Source organism: Streptomyces fodineus, from assembly GCF_001735805.1.
GTDB lineage: Bacteria > Actinomycetota > Actinomycetes > Streptomycetales > Streptomycetaceae > Streptomyces > Streptomyces fodineus.
Window position 1 is genome coordinate 6,970,529 of the sequence record NZ_CP017248.1, and the last position, 25,049, is coordinate 6,995,577.

The following is a 25,049-nucleotide window of genomic DNA, read 5'->3' on the forward strand; positions in this document are numbered from 1 at the left end:
GGTGAACGATGGCACGGCGCAAGGACATCGACGGCTCGATGAGCGTTCCGACCTTCTACGGTGCGGAGTTGCGGTGGAAGAGGGAGGCGGCGGGGCTGTCGCTGGAGGCGTTCCTCGAAGGCAGCTTCTACGGCAAGACCTACCTCAGCGACATCGAGCGCGGGGAGCGGAGGATGCCGCTCGACCTGGCCCGGCATGCGGATCGGGTCCTGAAGACGGACGGCTTCTTCGAGCGGCATTGCGAGGATGTGCGGAAGGCGAGGCGAGGGCCGCATGCCGCGTACTTCGAGAAGGTCCTGGAGGCGGAGAAGTACGCGGAGGCCATTGAGGAATGGTGCCCCATTACCTTCCCCGGACTGCTCCAGACCGCTCCTTACGCCCGGATGCTGGTCCGGTCGGCCCACCCGGCGGCCTCCGACGAGTGGGTCGAGGAGAAAGTGACGGCCAGGCTCGGCCGAGCCCGCCTTTTCGAGGAGGATCACTCCACGCCGGAGTACTGGGCAGTCCTGCACGAGTCGTTGATCGCGGATCCGATCCTCCCGCCGCTGGAGATGGCCAAGCAGTTGGACCGGATCGTGGAGCTGGCCGAGCGGCGCCGGATCACTCCGCAGATCGTTCCGCGGACGTGCGGGGCGTATCCCCTGATGGCCGCGTCCATCATGGTCATGGACTTCCCGGACGCCCCACCGCTGATCTACACGGAGGCGTCCTATAGCGGTGACACCATCGACGATCCGGCCCTCGTGAAGCAGTACCGCAAGGCATACGATCGGCTCAGGGCCGTCGCACTGTCACCAGACACGTCCCTCGCCATGATCAAGGCAGCGGCAGAGGATTACCGAAATGGCAAGCAACCGGATCGACTTGAGTGACGCTCTCTGGTTCAAGAGCAGCTACAGCAACGGTGACGGCGGGGAATGCGTCGAAGTGGCGCGCGACTTCCCCGGTGCCGCCCTTTGGCGCAAGTCGAGCTACAGCAACGGCGACGGCGGCAACTGTGTCGAAGTAGCCGATGGTATCCCCGGCGTAGTCCCCGTACGCGACTCAAAGTTCCCCAACGGCCCCACCCTCCTCCTCCCCCCCACCGCCTGGACCCCCTTCATCACCGCACTCAAGTCCGCGTAACGCAAAGGGGCCCGGGGTCTTCACGACCCCGGGCCCCCCGCCACTCAGCGGAGCGTCAGCGCGTCACTGCTTCTTGGCGTACGACTGCACGTACCCGTTCGCCGGCGAACCGACGCCCGTCACGTCGTCGTAGCCCTTCACCGCGGACAGCGAGCTGTCCTTGCCGAGGCTGCGGACCGAGTACAGCAGGCCGCCCTTGGCGTCCAGGCCGTTGGCGAAGTCCACCCGGACCTCCGCCAGGCCGGAGCCGGTCGGGTTGTCCGTGACGTCGTGGAAGACGCCCTTGCCGTACTTGGCGTAGATCGACGGGTTGGCGAAGCCGATCGCCTTGCCGCCGCGCGCCTCCTGGGCCAGGGCCTGGACCGCCGCGATCACCGGAGCGGCCAGCGAGGTGCCGCCGATGCGGTACTCGCTGTACTGCTGCGAGCCGTCCGGGAAGGTCTGGGTCTGGCCGACCAGGAAGCCGGTGTTCGGGTCGGCGATGGCCGCGATGTCCGGGACGACGCGGTTGCCGTCGGCGCTGTTGGCCTTGGCGAGCGAGTCCGGGACGACACCCTTCTGGTAGTACGGCTCGGCGACCGTCTTGCTGGTGCCGCCGCCCGCGCCCGAGGTGAACTTGCCGGGGAAGCCGTCCCAGCTCTTGCCGTCCGCCGACAGGGTCGCCTTCTCGGTGCCCCAGCCGGTCTCCCACTGGTACTTGTCGCCCTTGCCCACGGCCAGGGACGTACCGCCGACCGCCGTCACCCAGGCGGAGTTGGCGGGGGTGTCGACCTGCTTCGTACCGGTGTTGGCGACCTCGTCGCCGTTGTCACCGGAGGAGAAGTAGAAGCCGATGCCCTGCACCGCGCCCAGCTGGAAGACCTGGTCGTAGGCGGCTGCGAGGTCCGGCGTCTGGGTGGCCTCGACGTCGCCCCAGGAGTTGGAGACGATGTCGGCCAGGTGGTTGTCGACCACCTTGCTGAGGGAGGCCAGCAGGTCGTCGTCGTAGCAGGAGGCCGCACCGACGTAGGTGACGTCGGCGTCCGGCGCGACCGCGTGCACGGCCTCGACGTCGAGGGTCTCCTCGCCGTACCAGCCCGCGGCCTTGCACTCCTTGATCTTGGTGTAGTTGGCCGGCAGCGCCTGGTGCAGCTGGCCGGTCTTCCACGCCGCGTCACCGTGCTTGACCGCGTACGTGCCCGCGTCGTAGGCGATGGTCGGCGAGGCGTAGGCGTCGGTGATGGCGACGCGGACGCCCTTGCCTGTGTAGTCGCCCGCACCGTAGGCGGCGCGCAGCTGCTTGCCCGTGTAGCCCCTGATCGCGTAGGGAGCCTTGGCGCCGTACGCGTCCGGCAGCGTGCTCGCGATGTTCGAGCCGTAGTACGACGAGAACGGCCCGGAGTTCTTGAACACGGCGTCCGGCGGCGGCAGCTGGTCGTCGTGGTGCGACACGTGCGGGGCGTTGTCCAGGCCGGTGACGGTCAGGACGGCGCCCTTCAGGGCCTCCGGGACGGACGCGGTCTGCGCCGGGGCGCGGTAGGTCGCCGAGCCCTTGGCGTAGTTGTGCAGCTGGGTGCCGAACGCCTTCTCGGCGGCGGCCACGTCACCGGAGACGGCGACGTAGTGCTGGGTGACCTCGGTGACCTTCAGACCGGCCGACGTCAGCCAGGACTTCACGGCGTCCACCTGGGCCTTGGTGGCCCCGAAGCGGGCCTGCGCCTTCTTGGCGTTCAGGTACTTGCCGTACAGCGGCGAGCTGGGGTCGGACACGGCCTTGGCGTAGGCGGCGAGGCCCGCCGCGTCCTTGCCGGCCAGGTAGACCTTGGCGTTCACCTGGGCGCTGTCCGGGGTTGCGCCCTTGTCCGCCTTGGCCGTGGCCCACAGCGGCTTGGTGCCCTTCAGTGCCTCACGGGCGGGGCCGTTCGCGGCGTGTGCCGCGGGTATGCCCAGCGCCAGCGCGCCGGCGACCATGGGCAGTGTCGCTGCCATGCTCACGGCGCGCAGCTTGGCGCGGTTGGATCTCATAGAACCCCCTGCGATGCGATTCGCATGCATGTAGTGGTCGGTACGTCATGCATCCGCGCACCGGCCCGCGGCGGTTCGGCCGGCGAATGGATCACACGATGGGGGTCACTCTTTCGATGAACCGTTCATGCCAGGGGAAGGTAAAGGTCAAGAGAAGCTCAAGTAATCGTCAGCTGGGGCGATTTGAGGCTTTTATCCTTACGGCTGTATTACGAACCGGCTTGCCCACTGGTCAGGAACGCGGTTTCGCTCCGCGCTCCTTGAGCATCCCGGCCATCACCTGAAGCTCCGACTGCTGCGCGTCGACCATGCCCTGCGCGAGCCGCTTCTCCACGTCGACGGTGCACTTGGACACGCATCCCTCGGCCATGTGGATGCCGCCCTTGTGATGGTCCGTCATCAGCTGGAGGTAGAGGACCTCGGCCGGCTTGCCGCTGAGGGTCTGCAGCTTCCTCAGCTCGGTGTCCGTCGCCATGCCCGGCATCAGCGAGCCGTCCCCGCGCTCGGGCATGTCGCCCATGCCCATCCAGGCCATGGGCGGCTTCGCCGACACCTTCGGCAGCCCCCACAGATCCAGCCAACCGAGCAGCATGCCGCGCTGGTTGGCCTGCGTCTGCGCGATGTCGTAGGCGAGCCGCCGTACTTCCTCGTCCTTCGTGCGGTCCCGGACGATGTACGACATCTCGACGGCCTGCTGGTGGTGCACGGCCATGTCCCGGGCGAACCCGGCGTCCGCCGACTCCGCGCCCGGGGTCTGCACGGACGAGGTGCCGCTCGTGTCCTCGGCGACCGCGTACGTGATCGCGCCGGCCGCGACGAGCACCGCCGCCGCGGCCCCGGCGAGCCATCCGACGTGCCGCCGCTTCACTACATCGCCCCGCTGGTGCAGGCGGCGCCCGGCTCCGGGGTCTGCGGGCCCTGGACGTAGGCGGCGAAGAACTTGTTCACCTCGGGGTCGTCCGCGCTCTTGACGGCCACCTGGTGGCCCCAGGCCGACAGGATCAGCGGCTCCGCCTGGTTCTCGTACGGGCTCATCAGCGAGTACGGCGTCTTCTTCACCTTCGCCGCGAGCGCGTCGACGTCGGCCTTCTTCGCCTTGCTGGTGTACGTCACCCAGACCGCGCCGTGCTCCAGCGAGTGCACGGCGTTCTCGTCCTGCAGCGCCTTGGTGTAGACGGTGCCGTCACAGGTCGCCCAGATCGGGTTGTGGTTGCCGCCGACCGGCGGGTGCATCGGGTACGACACCTTGGCCGTCACGTGCGTCCGCGCCAGCTTGCCGCTCCAGGTCTGCACGCCGTCCTTGCCGGTGACCCAGTGCCCCGAGTCCCCGGAACTCCCGGAGCTCTTGGAGTCGCCCGCGGTGTCCTTCTTGCCGGACTGGGAGTTCACGAGGACCACACCGCCGACCACGAGGCCGGCGACGATCACCACGCTCGCGGCGATGGTGAGCAGGCGGTTGCGGCGTTCGCGCGCACGCTCGGTGCGGCGCATCTCCTCTATGCGCGCCTTGCGCGCCGCGCTGCTGTTCTTGGCGGAACCCATGAGGTGTCCTTCTGGGGAAAGGGCCGGCAACGACAGGGGTGGGGCCCGCTGATGGTAGTAGGGGCGGGACCGGCTGCCGTAGGGAGGGCAGGGCAAAGGAACGACGGGGATCCCCGGCCCGGGGGATCCCCGGGCCGGGGATCCGGCAGGACGGCGGGATAATTTGAACCCTGGATGCGCATTACCTACGCTCGTGGTATGCGGCTCCTGCGCTCCACCGACCTGGCCCTGCGCGTCCTGATGCGACTGGCCGTGGCCGGCGACGCCACGCCCACCACCCGCCAGGTCGCGGCGGACATGGACGTGCCGTACACGCACGCCGCGAAGGTCGTCGCCGAACTCCAGCACCTGGGCCTCGTCGACGCCCGGCGCGGCCGGGGCGGCGGCCTCACCCTCACCGCCGAGGGCCGTACGGCGTCGGTCGGCGCGGTGGTGCGCCGCTTCGAGGGCGACGGTGACGTGGTCGACTGCGAGGGCCCGACCCCCTGCCCCCTGAACACCGGCTGCCGGCTGCGCGGCGCCCTGCGCCGGGCCCAGGAGGCGTTCTTCGCCGCGCTGGACCCGGTCACCGTCGCCGAGATCGTCGCCGAACCGACGGGCCCTCTGTTGCTGGGGATCTCGCGGGGCACGTTGGGCGGCTGACGCCCCTGTCCGAAAGGCGTCGTTGATCACCGGGCGGACCTGGCGAAGGCTGGTCCCCGACTTCCGGGGCGCGGCCTTCGAGGCGCTGGCGGAGCTCGGGATTCTGCAGGAGGTGCGCGGGCATGCCACGGGGATGCGCGGCACCGACCTGCTGGACGCCGACGGCAACCGCGCGGGCGAACTGCCCGCCGAGGTCTTCGCCGGTGAACTGGAGGTGCCCAAACGGGAGTTGACCCGCATCCTGCACGCCCGTACGGCGGACGCGGTGCGCTATGTCTTCGCCGACTCGGTCAACGCGATCGAGCAGGACGCCGACGGGGTCCGGGTCGGCTTCGAACGCGGCGCCCCGGACACCTACGACCTGGTCGTCGGCGCCGACGGCCTCTACTCCGCGGTGCGCCGGCTGGTCTTCGGCCCGCACGGCGAGACGGTCCGGTACCTCGGCATGTCGGGCGTGGGCTTCACCGCGCCGAACCGGCTGGGCCTGGACCACCGGGGCGCGCTGTGGCAGAACCAGGGCCGGACGGTCTACGCCTTCAGCGCGGCCGACCCGGAGCGGATGTCCGTCAGCCTCTCCTTCGCCGGCGACTCGCCGAAGCCGGACCTGCTGGAGCGCGCGGAACAGGAGCGGATCACCCGGGAGCGGATGGCCGGCGCCGGCTGGATCGTGCCCCGCCTGCTGGACGACATGTCCGCCGCCGAGGACCTCTACTTCTCCTCTGCCTGCCAGGTCCACCTCGACCGCTGGTCCGAGGGCCGGGTCGTGCTGGTGGGCGACGCCGGCTACTGCGCCGCCCCCACCTCGGGCATGGGCACCTCCCAGGCCCTGATCGGCGCCCGCGCCCTCGCCCGGCACCTCACCGAGTCAGGCGAGGACCACACCAAGGCCTTCGCCGCCTATGAGCAGGAGCTGCGCCCGTACGTGGCGGAGAACCAGGAGACCGGCCGCGAGGGCGCCCGCCGCTTCGGCGCCGAATGATCCGGAGGCCGTAGGGCCTTCTAGCCCTGCGCCGGCCACAGGTCCGGGCCGAACACCTCGTAGTGGATGCCGGCCGGGGCCACGCCCTTCTCGATCAGCTGGGCGCGCACCGCGCGCATGAACGGCAGCGGACCGCACAGGTACGCGCGCGTGCCGGCCGGTACGGCGATGCCGGCGAGGTCGACCAGGCCGGTGCGGGTGCCGGGCCCGGCGTCCCGGTCGTAGAAGAAGTGCACGGACGCGTCCGGCAGCTTCCCGGCGTACGTCTCGTGGTCGGTGCGCAGGGCGTGGTCGGCGGGGGAGCGGTCGCCGTGCACGACGGTGACCGGACCGCGGTGGCCGCCGCCCGCGAGGTCGGCCAGCATCGCGATCATCGGGGTCACGCCGATGCCGGCGGAGGCGAGCAGCAGGGGGGTCTCGGCGCCGGCGTCCAGGACGAGGTCGCCGTAGGGCTCGGAGAGGTCCAGGACGTCGCCGACGCGCACGCGCGCGTGGAGGTGGTTCGAGACCTCGCCGTCGGGCGCGTCGTCGCCGGTGACCCGCTTGACGCTGAACTGGCGGAGCGTCTCGCCCGGCGCGCCCGAGAGGCTGTACTGGCGTATCTGCCGGGCGCCGTCGGGCAGCTCGACCTGGACGGAGACGTACTGGCCGGCGCGGAAGCCGCGCACCGGGCCGCCGTCGGCCGGGCGCAGCCGGAAGGTGACGACGTCCGCCGTCTCCTCGACGCGCTCCACGACCTCCCACGGCCGCCGCTCGGTGCTGCCGCTCTCCTCGTACAGCCGCTTCTCGACGGCGATGAGCGCGTTCGCCATCAGCCAGTAGACCTCGTCCCAGGCGGCGGCCACCTCGGGCGTGACGGCCTCGCCGAGGACCTCGACGATGGCGGCGAAGAGGTGCTCGTGCACCACCGGGTAGTGCCCGGGGGCCACGCCCAGGGAGGCGTGCTTGTGGGCGATGCGGCCGAGCATCGCGTCGGGCCGGGTGTCCGGGTGTTCCAGCAGATGCGTGGCGAAGGCGGCGATGGAGCCGGCGAGGGCCTGCTTCTGGGCGCCGGAGGCCTGGTTGCCGCGGTTGAACAGGTCGCGCAGCAGTTCGGGGTGGGCGGCGAAGAGCCGGGCGTAGAAGCGCTCGGCGATCTCGCCGATGGCCGCGCCGACGGCGGGAAGGGTGGCGCGGACGGTGGCTGCGGACGGTTCGGACAGCATCGGGGACTCCTCGCGTCTCGACTGATCCGAATCGTAAGAAAACTTGCATCTGAGATGCAAATTAAACGGACGTGGCATCGCTCACGCCGGAAAGCGGATCGCCCATTACGGATGTCGGTCCAAGCAGGCAAGATGGGCGACACAGCGGTACACCTGCCGTACGAGAGGCGTTCAGGCCGAGGACGCATCCGCGATCAAGGTCCGCAACGCGCACGAAATGGTGTTGTGGTGGGATGCTCAGGTGCCCGACCGCCTCCCACGGCACCGGGGACAGGCGGCCTGACCAGCAAGGATGGGGTAGCGGAAGATGGACAAGCAGCAGGAGTTCGTGCTCCGGACGTTGGAGGAGCGCGACATCCGGTTCGTACGCCTGTGGTTCACGGACGTGCTGGGCTTCCTCAAGTCCGTCGCCGTGGCCCCCGCCGAGCTGGAGCAGGCCTTCGACGAGGGCATCGGCTTCGACGGCTCGGCCATCGAGGGCTTCGCCCGGGTCTACGAGTCCGACATGATCGCCAAGCCGGACCCGTCCACCTTCCAGGTCCTGCCCTGGCGCGCGGAGACCCCCGGCACCGCCCGCATGTTCTGCGACATCCTCATGCCGGACGGCTCCCCGTCCTTCGCGGACCCGAGGTATGTGCTCAAGCGCGCCCTGGCCCGCACCTCCGACCTCGGCTTCACCTTCTACACCCACCCCGAGATCGAGTTCTTCCTGCTCAAGGACCGCCCGCTCGACGGCTCCCGCCCCACCCCGGCGGACAACTCGGGCTACTTCGACCACACCCCGACCAACGTCGGCATGGACTTCCGCCGCCAGGCGATCACCATGCTGGAGTCGATGGGCATCTCGGTGGAGTTCTCCCACCACGAGGGCGCGCCGGGCCAGCAGGAGATCGACCTGCGCTACGCCGACGCGCTCTCCACGGCCGACAACATCATGACGTTCCGGCTGGTCATGAAGCAGGTGGCGCTGGAGCAGGGCGTCCACGCGACCTTCATGCCGAAGCCTTTCTCCGAGCACCCGGGCTCCGGCATGCACACGCACCTCTCCCTCTTCGAGGGCGACCGCAACGCGTTCTACGAGTCCGGCGCCGAGTACCAGCTCTCCAAGGTCGGCCGCTCCTTCATCGCGGGCCTGCTGCGCCACGCGGCGGAGATCTCCGCGGTCACCAACCAGTGGGTGAACTCCTACAAGCGCATCTGGGGCGGCTCCGAGCGCACGGCGGGCGCCGGCGGCGAGGCCCCGTCGTACATCTGCTGGGGCCACAACAACCGCAGCGCCCTGGTCCGCGTCCCGATGTACAAGCCCGGCAAGACCGGCTCCGCCCGCGTCGAGGTCCGCTCCCTGGACTCCGGCGCCAACCCGTACCTCGCCTACGCCCTCCTCCTGGCCTCGGGCCTGAAGGGCATCGAGGAGGGCTACGAGCTCCCGCCGGGCGCCGAGGACGACGTCTGGGCCCTCTCCGACGCCGAGCGCCGCGCGATGGGCATCGAACCCCTCCCGCAGAACCTCGGCGAGGCCCTCACCCTGATGGAACGCAGCGACCTGGTCGCCGAGACCCTCGGCGAACACGTCTTCGACTTCTTCCTGCGCAACAAGCGCCAGGAGTGGGAGGAGTACCGCTCGGAGGTCACGGCGTTCGAGCTGCGGAAGAACCTGCCGGTGCTGTAGGGGCAGGCCGGAGCGGATTTCCGGCGGAATGCGCGCCCGTGGGGCCGGCGGTCATGGACCGTCGGCCCCACGGCGTCTCACAGCTGCCGTGCCGGCGGGCAGTCACTGCGCTGGAGCATGCACCTTGTTCGACCACATGAGCTGGATCGGAGCCGTGCCGTTCCCTTGGGTGAGTTGCACGACCTTGAAAACTTGCGTGAGTGGTGCGTTCGGTGTGGATTCGACCTCTTTGATGGGGAGATCGCCGATCTCGCCGTTGCCTCCGTCGGAATACCACCCGATCTTCGAGTCGTCGTTCAGCCGGACGGCGTCCTCCACGTCGGGGTCGGTCCGTGCTTCGTTGAGTTCGTGGTAGAAGGTGGCGACCACATTCTGCCAGGCGCCATTTTCCCCATCGAACACCGCAATGCCGTTGTTTCCCTCAGAGAAAACTCCGACCGCGTAGTAGACCGTGACGTCCTCACCGTTGTGGTTCACGTGCACCGAGCCGTGGTAACCACCAAGTCCTTGTGTGGAGTCGGCCGCGTCGTCATCTATCTTGATCAGTGCGCGCTTACGGCGACCGTGTTCCTCTTCCGTGCCGGGCGGAGGGTGGAATCCCGGCGAGAAGCCGTCGACCAGGACGATGCCACGCGGAAGCATGAGGTTGATGACGCTCTGCCCGGGATCCTTTTTCCCCAGCACCCCGTTCAGGAACAGCTCCTCGGCCAGTGCTTCTGCCTGGTTCTTGAAGAACTTCGGTGTCACGTTGTCCGCCACCACGTGTGGTGGCAGCTTCGTGGACGTGATTTTCTGGCCCGGGTAGTACTGGGCAATCACCGATTGCAACTCGCTGTCCGACATCGCGGCAGAAAGTGCCTCATCGATGTTCTTCATGTCAGACGAGGCCCAGGCTTCCGCGCCGCCGAGGAAGCAGTTGACGAAGACCAAATCCTTGATCTTCTTTCCTTTGTGGTCCGTCATGTCCCACTCCGGGCGCACGCGAAATCCGGCGGAGGTAACAGCCTTCGACGTCACGGCTGCGGCAGCGTGCCTCGCATGATACGCCTGAGCGACCGGCGAGCCGGGACGTATCACGACGTTGAGGGGACGAATCTCCCCGTTCTCTCTGTGAATCACGGCAGTCCCTTTTCCTGATCAGGCTTCCAGGCGTGATGTGTCGTCGCGTCGGCAAAGCGGCGGCGACTTCATCGGAAAGGAATTCTGGTTGACAAGTCGGTGACTCGCGCCGAGTGTCGGCCTGGCGAGGGCAACTCCTCCAACCAGGCTACGCCGATCGGGTAGGTGACGCATCTCTGCGAGCAGATGCCCGGCTTACAACGCCTGGCACATGAGGGGCACTTGGAATTCAGCGCCCCGGATCGGCCGGAGTCACGCCGAAGCAGAAGCGGAATTCCGGCGGAACGATCCCGTGGGGCCGGCGGTCGTGGACCGTCGGCCCCACGGTGCCCGGCCGCGCCGGCGGTTCACCGTGGATCGTCGGACAGGCCGGTGATCTGCTGGGGCTGTTGGTGGTGGACGTGGGCGCGGTCGTTGCAGGCGTCGTACACCGACTGGCCCGTCCATGGTGCGGCGAGCGGGACGAGCCCGAGGGCCTGCTCGCAGAGTTTGTTCCCGGTCAGGGTCCGGCCGGCGATGTTGATGCGGCCGCGGCTGCCGTGGCCCTCGGCGTGGGCCGGGGCGGCGAGCGTGAGACCGGCCGCGGTGAGCGCGGCGAGAGCGGTGATCTTCTTCATAGCCTGGTCAACGACCCCGGATCGGCCCAGGTCACGCGGCTGACGGCGGTGCGGCTATCCGACATACGCCGGTGACACCGCCGCCGTGCTGATCCGCCGCGCGGCCCCCGACCCGTCCGCCGGCACCTGGTAGAGATCGGCGCCGTAGTCGCCCGGCAGCGCGTACACGACCGTACGGGCGTCCCGCCATACCGCCTGGTCGTCCACGCTCCTCGGCTCGGCCAGCGGAGTCTCCCGCATGGTCCGCAGGTCCAGGACGTACAGATGCCAAGGAGCGTCCTTCGGCAGGCCCTTGACCCGCTTCTTGTAGGCGATCCGCGTTCCGTCCGGCGAGAGGGACGGGCACTCCACGTTCGCGTGCAGCATGGTGACCGTACGGGCCCGCAGGTCGGCCCTCACCAGATGGGTACGGCCCCTGGTCGCCAACGTCGCGTAGAACGTGCGGTCGTCCGCCGCGAACGTCACGCCCCAGAAGTTGGCGTCCGCCGCCCGGTACGGATGCCCGTCCTCGACGACCCTGAAGTCCTCCAGCGACGGAATTAGTTCGCCGCTCCTGGTGTCCACGATCGCCGTGCGCGTGGAGAAGTTCGTACCGGCGTACGAGTCACCGCCCACGAACGCCGTCCAGGCCGCGAAGTGGCCCGTCGGCGAGATACGGGCACGGGACGGAATGCCCGGGACGTCATAGCGGTGCTCGGTCCGCAGCCGAGCGTCCAGAACCAGCGCGCGATACGTGTCCGACACCGTCCCGTGCACGGCCTGCAGGCACACCCCCGTCCCCGAAGCGGCATAGAAACGAAGGCACTTGAGGCCGGAGGCGGTGCGCGGCCCGGACGGATCGTCCGCCGGGACCGTCGTGAGCTCGTCCCGGTGCGGGCCCCAGGCCATGTTCCGGAAGACCATCCGCCCACGCCCGGTCAGCGTCACCGTGCCCGTCGTGACCCGCGGACCGCCCGCCTGGGTGTGGTTACGGCGGTCGGCCCGCGCGGAGGCGTGCAGCACGGACGCCAGGCCCACCGCCGCGAGCACGGCGACGGCGGCGAGGAGGATCAGGATGCGACCGCGTACGGTCATGCGGGCACCGCCCCCTTCGGACGGACGACGACGGAGAAGACCACACAGACGACCAGAGCCGTCGCCGCACCCGCCAGAGCGGCCCGGTCCCCCCACACCGTCCAGGCCGCGCCGAACAGAAGACTGCAGGCGAACCGGGCGAGGGCCTGCCCGGTCTGCACGAGGGCCAGCCCGGAGGAGCGCAGCGCCTTGGGCACCCCGTCCGAGGCCGCCGCCATCAGCACCCCGTCGGTGGCCGCGTAGAAGGCGCCGTGCAGGGCGAGGACGACGTACGGCAGCGGCGAGCCCCGCCACGCCGTGAGCAGCAGCGCGTACGCGACGAGCAGGGCACCGTGCCCGGCCACGAACACCGCCCACCTGCCCACCCGGTCCGCGAGCCACCCGAGCGGCATCGCGAGCAGCAGGAACGAGGCGGCCGTACCGAGCGGCAGCAGCGCGAACCAGCGGTCCGGGACGCCGAGCCGGCGCTGGAGCAGCAGATACACGAACGAGTCACTGACCGTGGCGAGACCCAGCAACAGCGCGCACACGGCGATCCGCCGCAACCCGCGCCGCCGCAACAGCCCCACCGCACCCCGCAGGGTGGGCCGTTCGTCCGCGACCGCCTCCCCTCGCCCGCCGGGCACGAACAGGACCAGCACCAGAACACCGAGCGCCGCGACACAGAAGCTGACGGTGAACACCGCGTCGTACCCGTCGACCGTCGCCCGCAGGATCAGGAACGCCACCAGCGGCCCGAGCAGCGCACCGGCCGTGTCCATGGCCCGGTGGACCCCGAAAGCGCGCCCCCGGGACTCGGTCGTACTCGACAACGAGATGAGGGCATCGCGCGGAGCGGTCCGCAGCCCCTTGCCCGTGCGGTCGGCGGCGAGGACCAGCCCGATCGGGGTCAGCGAATGCGCGACCAGCAGCAACGGCTTGCACACGGCGGAGACGCCGTACCCGAACCCCGCGACCCACTTGTGCCGTCCCCCGCCCCGGTCCGCCAGATGCCCGCCCACGAGCCGTACGACCGCCGAGAAGCCGTTGTAGATGCCGTCGAGCAGCCCGAACCCCAGCGGGGACAGACCGAGCCCGCTGACCAGGTACAGGGGCAGTACGGCGGTGACCATCTCGGACGAGACATCCGTGACCAGACTGACCGTTCCCAGCGCGAGCACGGTCGGGGCGATCGCGGCACGGCGCCGCCCGGCCAGTGGCCGGACGGCACCGTCCGCGGACGCCGGCGTACTCGCGCGGCTGTCCGCTACGTACACGTCACGACGCCCAGATGCCGCTGATGTCCTTGGCGGAGGCCGCGTTGCCCGCGTGCGAGGTCAGGCCCTGGCTGTCCTCGAGGGTGCGCAGCAGGTCGTAGTGGTTGTACGTGGTGGAGCTGGACGACCCCGCGGCCACCGGCTGCCCGTACAGCACGGTCGGAATCCGGTTCCCGCTCAGCCGGTTGTCCTCGTCGAAGGTGATGACGAGCAGGCTGTTGTGGGTCTTGGCCCAACTCGCGTAGCCGCCCAGGTTGTTCTTCAGCCAGGTGTCACCGGTGGACACCGAGCAGTCGTGCATGTCGCTGCACAGGTTGGGGACCACGTACGACATCTGGGGCAGCGTCGAGTAGTCCGTCGGGAACTGGTCGAACGTCATGGCGCTCTCCGCCGGCACGTTGCCGAACCCGAACCACGGGTTGTGCTTCTGGGCGTAGTCGCCGCTGCTGCACGTGGTGTCACCCTGGCCGGGCAGATCCTCGTTGTAGCTGGCCCAGGTACGGCCGGCGTCGATCACCTCGGACGCCAGGTTGGGCGCCGAGGAGAAACCGGGCGTGACACAACTGTCGTCCGTGATGCCCTGGGTGTCGCCGGAGAACATCGCGTAGTAGTTCGGCTGGCTCGGGTGGGTCTCGGCGTACGACTGCGTCAGGTTGGCACCTCCCGACTTCAGCGAGTTGATGTACGGGGCGCGGGAGGAGCCGATGACCTGGCTGTACGCGTGGTTCTCGAAGACCACGACGACCACGTGGTCCGGGCTCGGCACGGCGCCCGCGGCGTGCGCGGACCCCTCGCCGATCCCGGTCCACAGCCCGAACGCGACCGCGGCGAGGGCCGCTGCGGACGCCACGACGGTACGGGTGCGGCGATACACGGAACTGCCGGACACATCAACCTCCGGTGTGGGGGGCGGAACGGGGCTGGCGGTGCGGACAGAGCATGCACACGTCAACATTCCCCCGCCGTACGGCACCGAACCAAGAGGATGAAGACCAGATGAACGACTCCCGCGCCCCCCGCACCGAACCCGAGGACACCCAGGCGCACCAGCGGCCCGATGAGGAGCCCGGTACAGGGAGGGAAAGGCGCCGCAGGCGACCGGTCCCGCACGCTCGCACCCACCCCCGCCCCCCTCCGGTTAGGCTCTGGCCAGGACGGTTCCGATGCGAGACGTATGCAAAGGGGAGGCCACGGAGATGACGCCGGGGCGCAGAAGCAGTACCTTCACCCGTCTGCTCCGGCACGGCTTCACCGACCCCTCCGCAGCGGAGCGTCTCCTCGACGGCCCGGAGCTCACCGCCGTCCGCGACGACCCCGTCCTGCTGGAAGCCCTCGGCGCCACCCCGGACCCCGACCTCGCCCTGCACGGCCTGGTGCGTCTCCTGGAGGCCCAGCCCGCCCCCACCGCCCACCGCGAACTGCTGGACACCCTCATCGCGGCCAAGCCCCTGCGTGACCGCCTCCTCGGTGTCCTCGGCGCCTCCGCCGCCCTCACCGACCACCTGGCCCGCCACCCCGGCGACTGGCGCGCCCTGGTCACCTACGAGCCGCAGGACCTGCACCCGGGCCTCACGGAGTTCGAGCGCGGCCTGGCCGAGGCCACCGACCCGGTCCTGCTCCGCATCGCCTACCGCCGCTGTCTGCTCTCCATCGCCGCCCGGGACGTCTGCGGCACCATCGACGTCGCCGAGACGGCCGCCGAACTCGCCGACCTCGCCACCGCCACCCTGCGCGCCGCCCTGGCCATAGCGCGGGCGCAGGCCCCCGAGGACGATGCCGCCTGCCGCCTCGCGGTGATCGCGATGGGCAAGTGCGGCGGCCACGAACTGAACTACGTCTCCGACGTGGACGTGATCTTCGTAGCCGAAGCGGCCGAAGGCACCACCGAGGCCAAGGCACTCACCGCCGCCACCCGCCTCGCCTCCCACCTCATGCGGATCTGTTCCGAGACCACCGTGGAGGGCTCCATCTGGCCGGTGGACGCCAACCTGCGCCCCGAGGGCCGCAACGGCCCCCTGGTGCGCACTCTCTCCTCCCACCTCGCCTACTACCAGCGCTGGGCGAAGACCTGGGAGTTCCAGGCCCTCCTCAAGGCCCGCCCGGTGGCCGGCGACTCCGCCCTCGGCCAGGCGTACATCGAGGCACTGGAACCCATGGTCTGGACGGCGGCCGAGCGCGAGAACTTCGTAGCGGACGTCCAGAAGATGCGCCGGCGCGTCGTGGAGAACATCCCGGCGTCCGAGATCGAGCGCGAGCTCAAGCTCGGCCCCGGCGGTCTGCGCGACGTCGAATTCGCCGTCCAGCTCCTGCAGTTGGTGCACGGCCGCACCGACCTCGCCCTGCGCAGCGGCACCACCCTGGACGCCCTCCAGGCCCTGGCCGCCGGAGGCTACGTCGGCCGCGAGGACGCCGCCCGCCTGGACGAGGCGTACCGCTTCCTGCGCTCGATGGAGCACCGCATCCAGCTCTACCGCCTGCGCCGCACCCACCTCGTCCCCGTGGCCGAGGAGGACCAGCGGCGCCTCGGCCGCTCCCTCGGCCTGCGCAGCGACCCGGCGGCCGAGCTGATCCGGGAGTGGAAGCGGCACACCGGCGTCGTACGACGGCTGCACGAGAAGCTCTTCTACCGCCCCCTCCTCGACGCGGTCGCCCAACTCGCCCCCGGCGAGGCCCGCCTGAGCCCCGAGGCGGCCCGCGAGCGCCTGGTCGCCCTCGGCTACGCCGACCCGGCCGCCGCCCTGCGCCACCTGGAGGCCCTGGCCTCCGGCGTAACCCGCAAGGCGGCCATCCAGCGCACCCTGCTCCCCGTCCTGCTGGGCTGGTTCGCCGACTCCGCCGACCCGGACGCGGGCCTGCTGAACTTCCGCAAGGTCTCGGACGCGCTCGGCAAGACCCCCTGGTACCTGCGGCTCCTGCGCGACGAGGGCGCGGCGGCCGAGAACCTGGCCCGCGTCCTGTCGGCGGGCCGCCTCGCCCCCGACCTCCTCATGCGCGCCCCCGAGGCGGTGGCCCTGCTGGGCGACGGCGACGGCACCGGCACGAGCGGCGGGGGACTGGCGCCCCGCGGGCGCGGCCACCTGGAACAGGAGATCCTGGCCGCCGTGGGCCGCGCGGAGAACGCCGAGCAGGGCGTCACCGCGGCCCGCGGGGTGCGCCGCCGCGAGCTGTTCCGTACGGCGGCCGGAGACATCGTCGGCTCCTACGGCACCGAGACCAGCCCCGCCGAGGCCGACCAGGGCGCCCTCGTGGACCGGGTCGGCGCGGCGGTCTCCGACCTCACCGCGGCCACCCTCGCCGGCGCCCTGCGCGCGGTGGTCCGGGACGGCTGGGGCGACATGCTCCCCACCCGGTTCGCGATCATAGGAATGGGCCGTTTCGGCGGCCACGAGCTGGGCTACGGCTCCGACGCCGACGTCGTCTTCGTACACGAACCGCAGGACGGCGTCGACGAGCACGAGGCAGCCGCGGCCGCGAACAAGGTCGTCGCCGAGATGCGCCGCCTGCTCCAGCTGCCCAGCGCCGACCCGCCGCTGCTCATCGACGCCGACCTGCGCCCGGAGGGCAAGTCGGGCCCGCTGGTGCGCACCCTGAAGTCGTACGAGGCGTACTACCGCCGCTGGTCCCTGGTCTGGGAGTCCCAGGCGCTGCTGCGGGCGGAACACGTGGCCGGGGACGAGGAGCTCGGCCGGCGTTTCACGGCCCTCATCGACCCCCTCCGCTACCCGGCCCACGGCCTCGGCGAGGACGCCGTACGCGAGATCCGCCGGCTGAAGGCCCGTATGGAGGCCGAGCGCCTGCCGCGCGGCGCCGACCCCAAGCTGCACACCAAGCTCGGTCCGGGCGGCCTGTCCGACGTCGAGTGGACCGTCCAGCTGTTGCAGCTCCGGCACGGCTGGGACACCCCCGGCCTGCGCACCACCCGCACCCGTGAGGCGCTGGCCGCCGCGCGCGAGGCCGGGCTGCTGCCGGCCGAGGAGGCGGAGATCCTGGACGAGGCCTGGGTACTGGCCACCCGGGTGCGCAACGCGGTGATGCTGGTCCGCGGCCGGGCGGGGGACACCTTCCCCACCGAGCCCCGCGAGCTGGCCGCCGTGGGCCGTTACCTGGGCTACGGCGCCGGGCACGCCGGGGACATGCTGGACGCGTACCGCCGTACCGCCCGCAGGGCGCGCACGGTGGTGGAGGAGCTGTTCTACGCCGACTGAGCGGCACCGACCGGTTCGCGACCCGCCACCGCGACCACCCTCGGCAAGGCGTACGGCACCGTCCCGAACCACACCCGCGCCACCGTGAACCCGAAGGCCAGGCACAGCACACCGCCCACCGCGTCCAGCCAGAAATGGTTGGCCGTGGCAACGATGACCAGCAGGGTGGTCGCCGGGTAGAGCAGGCCCAGCACCCGCACCCACGGCACGGACGCCAGCGCGAAGACCGTCAGCCCGCACCACATCGACCAGCCGATGTGCATCGAGGGCATCGCCGCGTACTGGTTCGACATGTGCTTCAGATCGCCGGAGGCCATCGAGCCCCAGGTGTGGTGCACCATGACCGTGTCCACGAAATGCCCGTCGCCCATCAACCGGGGCGGCGCGAGCGGAAACAGGTAGTAACCGACGAGCGCCACACCCGTGGTCGCGAAGAGCACCAGACGGGCCGCCGCGTACCGGCCCGGATGCCATCGGTACAGCCACACCAGGACACCGAGCGTGATGATGAAGTGCAGTGTGGCGTAGTAGTAGTTTATGCCGATGATCAGCCAAGACATCGAGTTCACGGCGTGGTTGACGGACCGCTCGACGGCGATGCCCAGATCGTGCTCGGCGCCCCAGATCCAGTCGGCGTTGCGCAGCGCCTTGCCCTTCTGCTCCGGGACGGCGTTGCGGATCAGTGAGTACGTCCAGTAACTCACCGCGATCAGAAGGACCTCGAACCACAGCCGGGGCCGCCGCGGCTGCCGCAGCCGGGCCAGGACGCCCTCTGTGTCGTGCTCGCCCGTGACCGCCTGTGGAACGGCCACCTCCTCGCGACCATCCGGCTCTGTCACGGTCGAGTCACTCATAGGCATCAAGTCTGCCAGAAAAGGGTCCTCCGCCCGATCATCCCAAGGCCGGGTCCGCGGCGCACTTTCTACGGCGTACGGACGACATGCGGCGCCGAAGCCGTCGACCCGCGCACCACCAGCTCCGGCATGAACACGAATTCGCTGTGCGGCGCGGGCGTCCCGCCGATCTCCTCCAGCAACGTGCGCACCGCGGCCTGGCCCATCGCCGGCACCGGCTTGCGGACCGTGGTCAGCGGCGGGTCGGTGAAGGCGATCAGCGGGGAGTCGTCGAAGCCGACCACCGACACGTCCCGGGGCACTTCCAGACCCCGCTGCCGGGCCGCGCGTATCGCACCGAGCGCCATCATGTCGCTGGCACACACCACGGCCGTGCAGTCCCGCTCGATCAGCGCCGTCGCCGCCGCCTGACCGCCCTCCAGGGTGTACAGCGAGTGCTGGATCAGCTCGGTCTCGACGGCCTCGGCGGCGAACCCCAGCTGCTCCTGCATGGCCCGCACGAAGCCCTCGATCTTGCGCTGCACCGGCACGAACCGCTTCGGCCCGAGCGCGAGCCCGATCCGGGTGTGCCCGAGCGAGGCCAGATGGGTCACCGCGAGCGTCATCGCGGCCCGGTCGTCGGGGGAGATGAACGGCGCCTGCACCTTCGGCGAGAACCCGTCCACCAGCACGAACGGCACGCCCTGCGCCCGCAGCCGCTCATAGCGCTGCATGTCGGCGGTGGTGTCGGCGTGCAGCCCGGAGACATAGATGATCCCCGCGACCCCGCGGTCCACCAGCATCTCGGTCAGCTCGTCCTCGGTCGACCCGCCCGGGGTCTGCGTGGCGAGCACCGGCGTGTAGCCCTGCCGGGTCAGCGCCTGGCCGATGACCTGGGCCAGAGCCGGGAATATCGGGTTCTCCAGCTCCGGCGTGATCAGACCGACCAGCCCCTCGCTGCGCTGCCGCAGCCGTACCGGGCGTTCGTAGCCCAGCACGTCCAGGGCGGCGAGCACGGACTGGCGGGTGGTGGCGGCGACGCCCGGTTTCCCGTTGAGGACCCGGCTGACAGTCGCTTCGCTCACCCCCGCCTGCGCAGCGATGTCGGCAAGCCGTGTGGTCACGGCACCGGACTGTACCGGTCGTATGCCGCCTTGCACACCGACGGGACGCCTTGCGCGGGCGGCCGGACGGCCCGTCCTGGGTTGCTGCCTCATCGGGCTCCCTCGAATGGATGGTGGCAAGAGCTTGCAGAGTCTTGCACAAGTGTGGCCTCTCGTCTGAGCGGTAACGACAGGGTAACCATCGTGTTCCCTTGCACTTTTTTTCTGCAAGGTCTTTCGCAACGCTTACAACGCTGTTACGTTCCTGGTCGCCCGGCCGCCGCAACGGCGCTGTCGGCAAGACCGCGGGGACGGCGGACGGGACCGCCCCCGCCTCACTCGGGCTTAAACCCTCAAGGAGAACTCATGCGGCGTGGCATAGCGGCCTCCGCGCTGGTGGCGTCCTTCGCCCTCGCGGCGACGGCCTGCGGCGGGAGCAGCGACAGCGGGAACGGCGACAAGGCCGGCGGCCCCGTCACCATCACCTGGTGGGACACCTCCAACGCCACCAATGAGGCACCGACGTACCAGGCCCTGGTCAAGCAGTTCGAGGCCGCCAACAAGAACATCAAGGTCAAGTACGTCAACGTCCCCTTCGACCAGGCGCAGAACAAGTTCGACACCGCCGCCGGTGCCAGCGGCGCCCCGGACGTGCTGCGCTCCGAGGTCGGCTGGACCCCGGCCTTCGCCAAGAAGGGCTACTTCCTGCCGCTGGACGGCACCGACGCCCTCGCCGACCAGGCCAAGTTCCAGCCCAACCTGATCAAGCAGGCCCAGTTCCAGGGCAAGACCTACGGCGTGCCGCTGGTCACCGACACCCTCGCGCTGGTCTACAACAAGGCGCTGTTCAAGAAGGCCGGCATCACCGACGCCCCCAAGACCTGGGACGAGCTGAAGTCCGACGCCGCCAAGATCGACTCCAAGGACAAGGTGTACGGCTACTGGGGCTCCACCCAGGCCTACTACGCCCAGACCTTCCTCTACGGCGAGGGCACCGACACCGTCGACGCGACCGCCAAGAAGATCACCGTCGACTCGGCCGCCGCGAAGAAGGCCTACGGCACCTGGCTGAGCACCTTCTCCGGGCAGGGCCTGCACAAGGCCGACACCACCGCCGACGCCTACGCCCACATCCAGGACGCCTTCGTCAACGGCAAGGTCGCCGCGATCATCCAGGGCCCCTGGGAGATCACGAACATCTACAAGGGCAGCGCCTTCACGGACAAGTCCAACCTGGGTATCGCCACCGTCCCGGCCGGCTCCACCGGCAAGGCGGGCGCCCCGACCGGCGGCCACAACCTCTCGGTCTACGCCGGCTCCGACAAGGCCCACCAGGCCGCGGCGCTGAAGTTCGTGAAGTTCATGACCTCGGCGGCCTCCCAGGAGACCATCGCCCTGAAGAACTCCACCCTGCCCACCCGCTCCGACGCCTACACCGACAAGGTCAAGGCCGACCCCGGCATCGCCGGCTACCAGGGCGTCCTGTCCGCCGCCCGGCCGCGCCCGGCCCTGCCCGAGTACAGCTCCCTGTGGAACCCGCTGGACATCGAGCTGCCCAAGATCGCCGACGGCAAGGAGTCGCTGGACAAGGGCCTGGGCAACGCCGAGGTGGCCATCACCAAGCTGGTGCCCGACTTCAGCAAGTGACGCCCGCGTGGCCGTCGGATCCTCCCTTGAAGGGGGGAAGGATCCGACGGCCACCGGCCTGTGCCCAGGCCCGCCCCCTGAACTGACGAAGGTGTCGAACATGACAGTCGCCATCGACCGCGCCACCGGCAGCCGCCGCGGTGACCGCGCGCCGCGGCCCGGCCTGGGCCAGCGCATCAGAAACGGACTCCAGAAGTACTGGTACGCCTACGCGATGATCGCGCCGGTGGTCATCGTGCTCGGCGTCATCGTGGGCTATCCGCTCCTGCGCGGTTTCTACCTCACCCTGACCGACGCCAACAGCCTCAACTCGGCGCGCACCATCGGCGTCAACCACATCGCCGCCACGTACAGGTTCATCGGCCTCGACAACTACAAGGACATCCTGTTCGGCCCGTTGTCGTACGACCGCTTCTGGTCGCATTTCCTGTGGACCGTCTTCTGGACCGTCGCCTGCGTCGCCCTGCACTACACGATCGGTCTGGGCCTCGCGCTGATGCTCAACGAGAAGCTGCGCGGCCGCACCTTCTACCGGGTGCTGCTGGTCCTGCCCTGGGCGGTGCCGACCTTCGTCACCGTCTTCTCCTGGCGGATCATGCTCGCCGACTCCGGCGCGCTCAACCAGATCCTGCACGCGCTCCACCTGCCCCAGCCCCAGTGGCTGGAGGACACCTTCTGGCAGCGGTTCGCCGCGATCATGGTCAACACCTGGTGCGGTGTGCCGTTCATGATGCTCTCGCTGCTCGGCGGACTGCAGTCCATCGACTCCACCCTCTATGAGGCCGCCGAGATGGACGGCGCGAGCGCCTGGCAGCGCTTCAGGCACGTCACCCTGCCGGGCCTGAGGTCCGTCAGCTCCACCGTCGTACTGCTCGGCATCATCTGGACCTTCAACCAGTTCGCCATCATCTTCCTGCTGTTCGGTCCCACCGGCGCGCCCGACGCCCAGATCCTCGTCACCTGGGCCTACTACCTGGGCTTCGGCCAGCAGCCGCGCGACTTCGCCCAGTCCGCCGCGTACGGCGTGCTGCTGTTGTCGGTGCTGACCGTCTTCACCTCCTTCTACTTCCGCTGGCTGAAGCGCAATGACCAGCTCGCCGTCTGACGCCGCAGGAGCCGCCGCCATGAGCACCACGACCCTGGAAAAGACCCAGGCCACACCCGCCCCCGCCGCGCGGGCCCCGCGCCGCGCCCGCCGGCGCGGTGAACGCGGCCCGCTCGGCGCCGCCCTCCTGCACGGCGGTCTCGCCGTCGCGAGCCTGATCGCGCTCGCCCCGGTGGCCTGGCTGATCTTCCTGTCGCTCGGCCCGGAGAAGGACGACTACCTGCACCCGGGCAAGATCCTGGGCAAGTTCACCTTCTCCAACTACAGCTTCGTGCTGCAGCACACCGCGTTCTTCGACTGGTTCAAGTCGACGATGATCGTGGCCGCCGGCACCACCCTGATCGGTGTCTTCGTCGCCGCGACCACCGGCTACGCCGTCTCCCGCATGCGCTTCCCCGGCTACAAGCAGCTGATGTGGGTGCTGCTGCTCACCCAGGCCTTCCCGATCGCCATCCTGGTCGTGCCGATGTACGAGATCTTCAGCGAGCTCGGCCTCATCGACACCTACTGGGCGCTGATCGTCATCAACTGCACCACCGCCGTGCCCTACAGCGCCTGGCTGCTCAAGGGATACTTCGACACCATCCCCTTCGAGATCGACGAGGCAGGACGCGTCGACGGGCTCAGCCCGTTCGGCACCTTCTTCCGGCTGATCCTGCCGCTGGCCCGCCCGGGCCTCGCCGTCGCCGCCTTCTACAACTTCATCACCGCCGTCGGCGAGGTCGCCTTCGCGACCACCTTCATGCTGGACGACTCCAAGTACACCTTCGCCGTCGGTCTGCAGACCTTCGTCAGCCAGCACGACGCCCAGTGGAACTACATGGCCGCCACCGCGGTGCTGATCGCGATACCCGTGTCGGTGTTCTTCTACCTCGTGCAGAAGAACCTCGTCACCGGACTCACCGCCGGCGGTACCAAGGGCTGACGCCCGCACCGGGACTCCCGCGCGCACTTCCGCGCGGGTAGGCGGCCGCGGTGCCCATCCGACCCCGCTGTCACCGCGGCCGCCTCGCACCCCCAGGCCCGCCCCCGCCGCCGTACCACCCACGCGCCCATGACCCGAACTCCGTTACACACCAAGGACGCCATGAGCCAGCAGCAGCCCGCCGCACCGGCCCACCACTCCGCCGTCGCCACCGTCGCCGACCGCCGCCGCGACTGGTGGCGGGACGCGGTCATCTACCAGGTCTATCCGCGCAGCTTCGCCGACAGCAACGGCGACGGCATGGGCGACCTGGAGGGCGTACGCTCCCGCCTGCCGTATCTGCGTGACCTCGGTATCGACGCCGTGTGGCTCAGCCCCTTCTACGCCTCCCCGCAGGCCGACGCGGGCTACGACGTCGCCGACTACCGTGCCGTCGACCCGATGTTCGGCAACCTCCTCGACGCCGACGCGCTGATCCGCGACGCCCACGAGCTGGGCCTCAGGATCATCGTCGACCTCGTCCCGAACCATTCCTCCGACCAGCACGAGTGGTTCAAGCGCGCCCTCGCCGAGGGCCCCGGCTCCCCGCTGCGCGAGCGCTACCACTTCCGTCCCGGCAAGGGGAAGAACGGCGAACTCCCGCCCAACGACTGGGAGTCCATCTTCGGCGGCCCGGCGTGGACGCGGGTACCGGACGGCCAGTGGTACCTGCACCTCTTCGCCCCCGAGCAGCCCGACTTCAACTGGGAACACCCGGCCGTCGGCGACGAGTTCCGCTCGATCCTCCGCTTCTGGCTGGACATGGGCGTGGACGGTTTCCGCATCGACGTCGCCCACGGCCTGGTGAAGGCCGACGGCCTGCCCGACCTCGGCTCCCACGATCAGCTCAAGCTGCTGGGTAACGATGTCATGCCGTTCTTCGACCAGGACGGCGTCCACGCGATCTACCGCCAGTGGCGCCGGATCCTGGACGAGTACGCGGGCGAGCGCATCTTCGTCGCCGAGGCGTGGACCCCGACCGTCGAGCGCACCGCGAACTACGTCCGCCCGGACGAACTGCACCAGGCCTTCAACTTCCAGTATCTGAGCACCGAGTGGGACGCGGAGGAACTCCGTACGGTCATCGACCGCACCCTGGAGGCGATGCGCCCGGTCGGCGCCCCCGCCACCTGGGTGCTGTCCAACCACGACGTCACCCGGCACGCCACCCGCTTCGCCAACCCGCCCGGCCTCGGCACCCAGATCCGCACGGCGGGGGACCGGGAGCTGGGCCTGCGCCGGGCCCGCGCCGCCACCCTCCTCATGCTCGCGCTCCCCGGCTCGGCGTACATCTACCAGGGCGAGGAGCTGGGCCTGCCCGACGTCGTCGACCTGCCCGACGAGGTGCGCCAGGACCCGGCGTACTTCCGCGGCGCCGGCCAGGACGGCTTCCGCGACGGCTGCCGGGTGCCGATCCCGTGGACCCGCGAGGGCTCCTCGTACGGCTTCGGCAGCGGCGGCAGCTGGCTCCCGCAGCCTGCCGAGTGGGCCGAGCTGAGCGTCGAGGCGCAAAGGGGTGTACCGGGCTCCACGCTGGAGCTGTACCGCGCGGCGCTGAGCATCCGCCGGACGCAGCCCGACCTCGGCGCGGGCGAGGCGGTGCAGTGGCTGCGGGCGCCCGAGGGCGTCCTGGCCTTCCGGCGCGGCGAGTTCGTCTGCGTCGCGAACACCACGGGGGAGTCGGTGACGACCCCGGCGCGCGGCCGGGTGCTGCTCGCCAGCGGTGAGGTGACCGAGGCCGACGGCGAGACGAAGGTGCCGGCCGACACGACGGTGTGGTTCACCACGGCCTGACGGCCCGTCGACAAGTTCTTGCATCAACTTCACAACGGCCCGCTGCCTTTCAGGCAGCGGGCCTTTAACATCTGCGTCACCGCAAGTTTGCTGAAACATTGCAGCAAGCGCCTTCAGCGGTCTTTCCTCAAGCCTTCAAGGACGAAGGACCCCCACATGGCACGCA

Annotated in this window: 21 protein-coding genes; 10 read left to right on the forward strand and 11 right to left on the reverse strand. The window is 69.9% G+C overall.

Translation table 11 applies throughout. The features are described 5' to 3' along the window. Positions 1–8: 8 nt before the first annotated feature. Positions 9–872 carry a helix-turn-helix domain-containing protein gene (locus BFF78_RS29950; RefSeq protein ID WP_193433564.1) on the forward strand — a complete coding sequence of 288 codons (864 nt, stop codon included), beginning with the start codon at positions 9–11 and terminating at the stop codon, positions 870–872. Next, a complete protein-coding gene (locus BFF78_RS29955) occupies positions 844–1,125 on the forward strand; it encodes a DUF397 domain-containing protein (RefSeq protein ID WP_069781256.1) in 282 nt (93 codons plus the stop codon). Before BFF78_RS29950 ends, BFF78_RS29955 begins: the two co-directional genes overlap by 29 nt. Before the next feature lie 63 nt (positions 1,126–1,188). Here the strand turns inward: BFF78_RS29955 and BFF78_RS29960 are convergent, their stop codons facing one another. From BFF78_RS29960 to BFF78_RS29970, 3 genes are all read right to left on the reverse strand, one after another. Further along, complete coding sequence (locus BFF78_RS29960) at positions 1,189–3,129, reverse strand: S53 family peptidase (RefSeq protein WP_069781257.1); 1,941 nt, start codon at positions 3,127–3,129, stop codon at positions 1,189–1,191. Between the two features lie 232 nt (positions 3,130–3,361). Then, complete coding sequence (locus tag BFF78_RS29965) at positions 3,362–3,997, reverse strand: DUF305 domain-containing protein (protein ID WP_069781258.1); 636 nt, start codon at positions 3,995–3,997, stop codon at positions 3,362–3,364. Next, complete coding sequence (locus BFF78_RS29970) at positions 3,997–4,671, reverse strand: DUF3105 domain-containing protein (RefSeq protein ID WP_069781259.1); 675 nt, start codon at positions 4,669–4,671, stop codon at positions 3,997–3,999. Before BFF78_RS29970 ends, BFF78_RS29965 begins: the two co-directional genes overlap by 1 nt. A 198-nt stretch (positions 4,672–4,869) precedes the next feature. Between BFF78_RS29970 and BFF78_RS29975 the strand changes: the two genes are divergently transcribed. Next, the gene (locus tag BFF78_RS29975; RefSeq protein WP_069781260.1) at positions 4,870–5,313 is read left to right on the forward strand and encodes an RrF2 family transcriptional regulator; all 444 of its coding nucleotides are present in this window, start codon (positions 4,870–4,872) and stop codon (positions 5,311–5,313) included. A gap of 22 nt (positions 5,314–5,335) precedes the next feature. Next, positions 5,336–6,292, forward strand: a complete 957-nt coding sequence (locus BFF78_RS29980; RefSeq protein WP_069781261.1) for an FAD-dependent monooxygenase — start codon at positions 5,336–5,338, stop codon at positions 6,290–6,292. Between the two features lie 20 nt (positions 6,293–6,312). Here the strand turns inward: BFF78_RS29980 and BFF78_RS29985 are convergent, their stop codons facing one another. Beyond that, positions 6,313–7,497 carry a globin domain-containing protein gene (locus tag BFF78_RS29985; protein ID WP_069781262.1) on the reverse strand — a complete coding sequence of 395 codons (1,185 nt, stop codon included), beginning with the start codon at positions 7,495–7,497 and terminating at the stop codon, positions 6,313–6,315. A gap of 307 nt (positions 7,498–7,804) precedes the next feature. Between BFF78_RS29985 and glnA the strand changes: the two genes are divergently transcribed. Continuing rightward, positions 7,805–9,166: a type I glutamate--ammonia ligase gene (gene glnA / locus BFF78_RS29990; protein WP_069781263.1), complete on the forward strand. Its 1,362-nt coding sequence runs from the start codon at positions 7,805–7,807 to the stop codon at positions 9,164–9,166. A 102-nt stretch (positions 9,167–9,268) separates the two neighbouring features. Here glnA and BFF78_RS29995 read toward each other — a convergent pair whose 3' ends face one another. From BFF78_RS29995 to BFF78_RS30015, 5 genes are all read right to left on the reverse strand, one after another. Continuing rightward, the gene (locus BFF78_RS29995; RefSeq protein WP_159033084.1) at positions 9,269–10,285 is read right to left on the reverse strand and encodes a hypothetical protein; all 1,017 of its coding nucleotides are present in this window, start codon (positions 10,283–10,285) and stop codon (positions 9,269–9,271) included. 347 nt (positions 10,286–10,632) lie between these two features. Further along, positions 10,633–10,902, reverse strand: a complete 270-nt coding sequence (locus BFF78_RS30000; protein ID WP_069781265.1) for a hypothetical protein — start codon at positions 10,900–10,902, stop codon at positions 10,633–10,635. Positions 10,903–10,956: 54 nt separating this feature from the next. Next, complete coding sequence (locus BFF78_RS30005; RefSeq protein ID WP_069781266.1) at positions 10,957–11,976, reverse strand: TolB family protein; 1,020 nt, start codon at positions 11,974–11,976, stop codon at positions 10,957–10,959. Continuing rightward, on the reverse strand, positions 11,973–13,232 hold the full coding sequence (locus BFF78_RS30010; protein ID WP_193433565.1) for an MFS transporter: 1,260 nt from the start codon (positions 13,230–13,232) through the stop codon (positions 11,973–11,975). The genes BFF78_RS30005 and BFF78_RS30010 overlap by 4 nt, the downstream gene beginning before the upstream one ends. A 1-nt stretch (position 13,233) precedes the next feature. Then, positions 13,234–14,121, reverse strand: a complete 888-nt coding sequence (locus tag BFF78_RS30015) for an alkaline phosphatase family protein (protein ID WP_069781267.1) — start codon at positions 14,119–14,121, stop codon at positions 13,234–13,236. A 307-nt stretch (positions 14,122–14,428) separates the two neighbouring features. Between BFF78_RS30015 and BFF78_RS30020 the strand changes: the two genes are divergently transcribed. After that, positions 14,429–17,437, forward strand: a complete 3,009-nt coding sequence (locus tag BFF78_RS30020) for a bifunctional [glutamine synthetase] adenylyltransferase/[glutamine synthetase]-adenylyl-L-tyrosine phosphorylase (protein ID WP_069781268.1) — start codon at positions 14,429–14,431, stop codon at positions 17,435–17,437. Here the strand turns inward: BFF78_RS30020 and BFF78_RS30025 are convergent. Together BFF78_RS30025 and BFF78_RS30030 are read right to left on the reverse strand one after the other, a co-directional pair. Next, positions 17,425–18,291: a phosphatase PAP2 family protein gene (locus tag BFF78_RS30025; RefSeq protein WP_193433567.1), complete on the reverse strand. Its 867-nt coding sequence runs from the start codon at positions 18,289–18,291 to the stop codon at positions 17,425–17,427. The genes BFF78_RS30020 and BFF78_RS30025 overlap by 13 nt on opposite strands. 68 nt (positions 18,292–18,359) lie before the next feature. Further along, positions 18,360–19,394, reverse strand: a complete 1,035-nt coding sequence (locus tag BFF78_RS30030; protein WP_069781270.1) for a LacI family DNA-binding transcriptional regulator — start codon at positions 19,392–19,394, stop codon at positions 18,360–18,362. Between the two features lie 345 nt (positions 19,395–19,739). On the opposite strand from BFF78_RS30030, the gene BFF78_RS30035 reads away from it, so the two are divergent. The 4 genes from BFF78_RS30035 to BFF78_RS30050 all read left to right on the forward strand — a co-directional run bounded on the left by BFF78_RS30035 (position 19,740) and on the right by BFF78_RS30050 (position 24,883). Then, the gene (locus BFF78_RS30035) at positions 19,740–21,020 is read left to right on the forward strand and encodes an extracellular solute-binding protein (RefSeq protein WP_069781271.1); all 1,281 of its coding nucleotides are present in this window, start codon (positions 19,740–19,742) and stop codon (positions 21,018–21,020) included. A gap of 100 nt (positions 21,021–21,120) precedes the next feature. Beyond that, positions 21,121–22,125, forward strand: coding sequence for a carbohydrate ABC transporter permease (locus BFF78_RS30040; RefSeq protein ID WP_069781272.1), 1,005 nt, complete (start codon positions 21,121–21,123; stop codon positions 22,123–22,125). A gap of 19 nt (positions 22,126–22,144) precedes the next feature. Continuing rightward, positions 22,145–23,050: a sugar ABC transporter permease gene (locus tag BFF78_RS30045; RefSeq protein WP_069781273.1), complete on the forward strand. Its 906-nt coding sequence runs from the start codon at positions 22,145–22,147 to the stop codon at positions 23,048–23,050. Between the two features lie 162 nt (positions 23,051–23,212). After that, a complete protein-coding gene (locus BFF78_RS30050; RefSeq protein ID WP_069781274.1) occupies positions 23,213–24,883 on the forward strand; it encodes a glycoside hydrolase family 13 protein in 1,671 nt (556 codons plus the stop codon). The last annotated feature ends 166 nt before the right edge of the window (positions 24,884–25,049 follow it).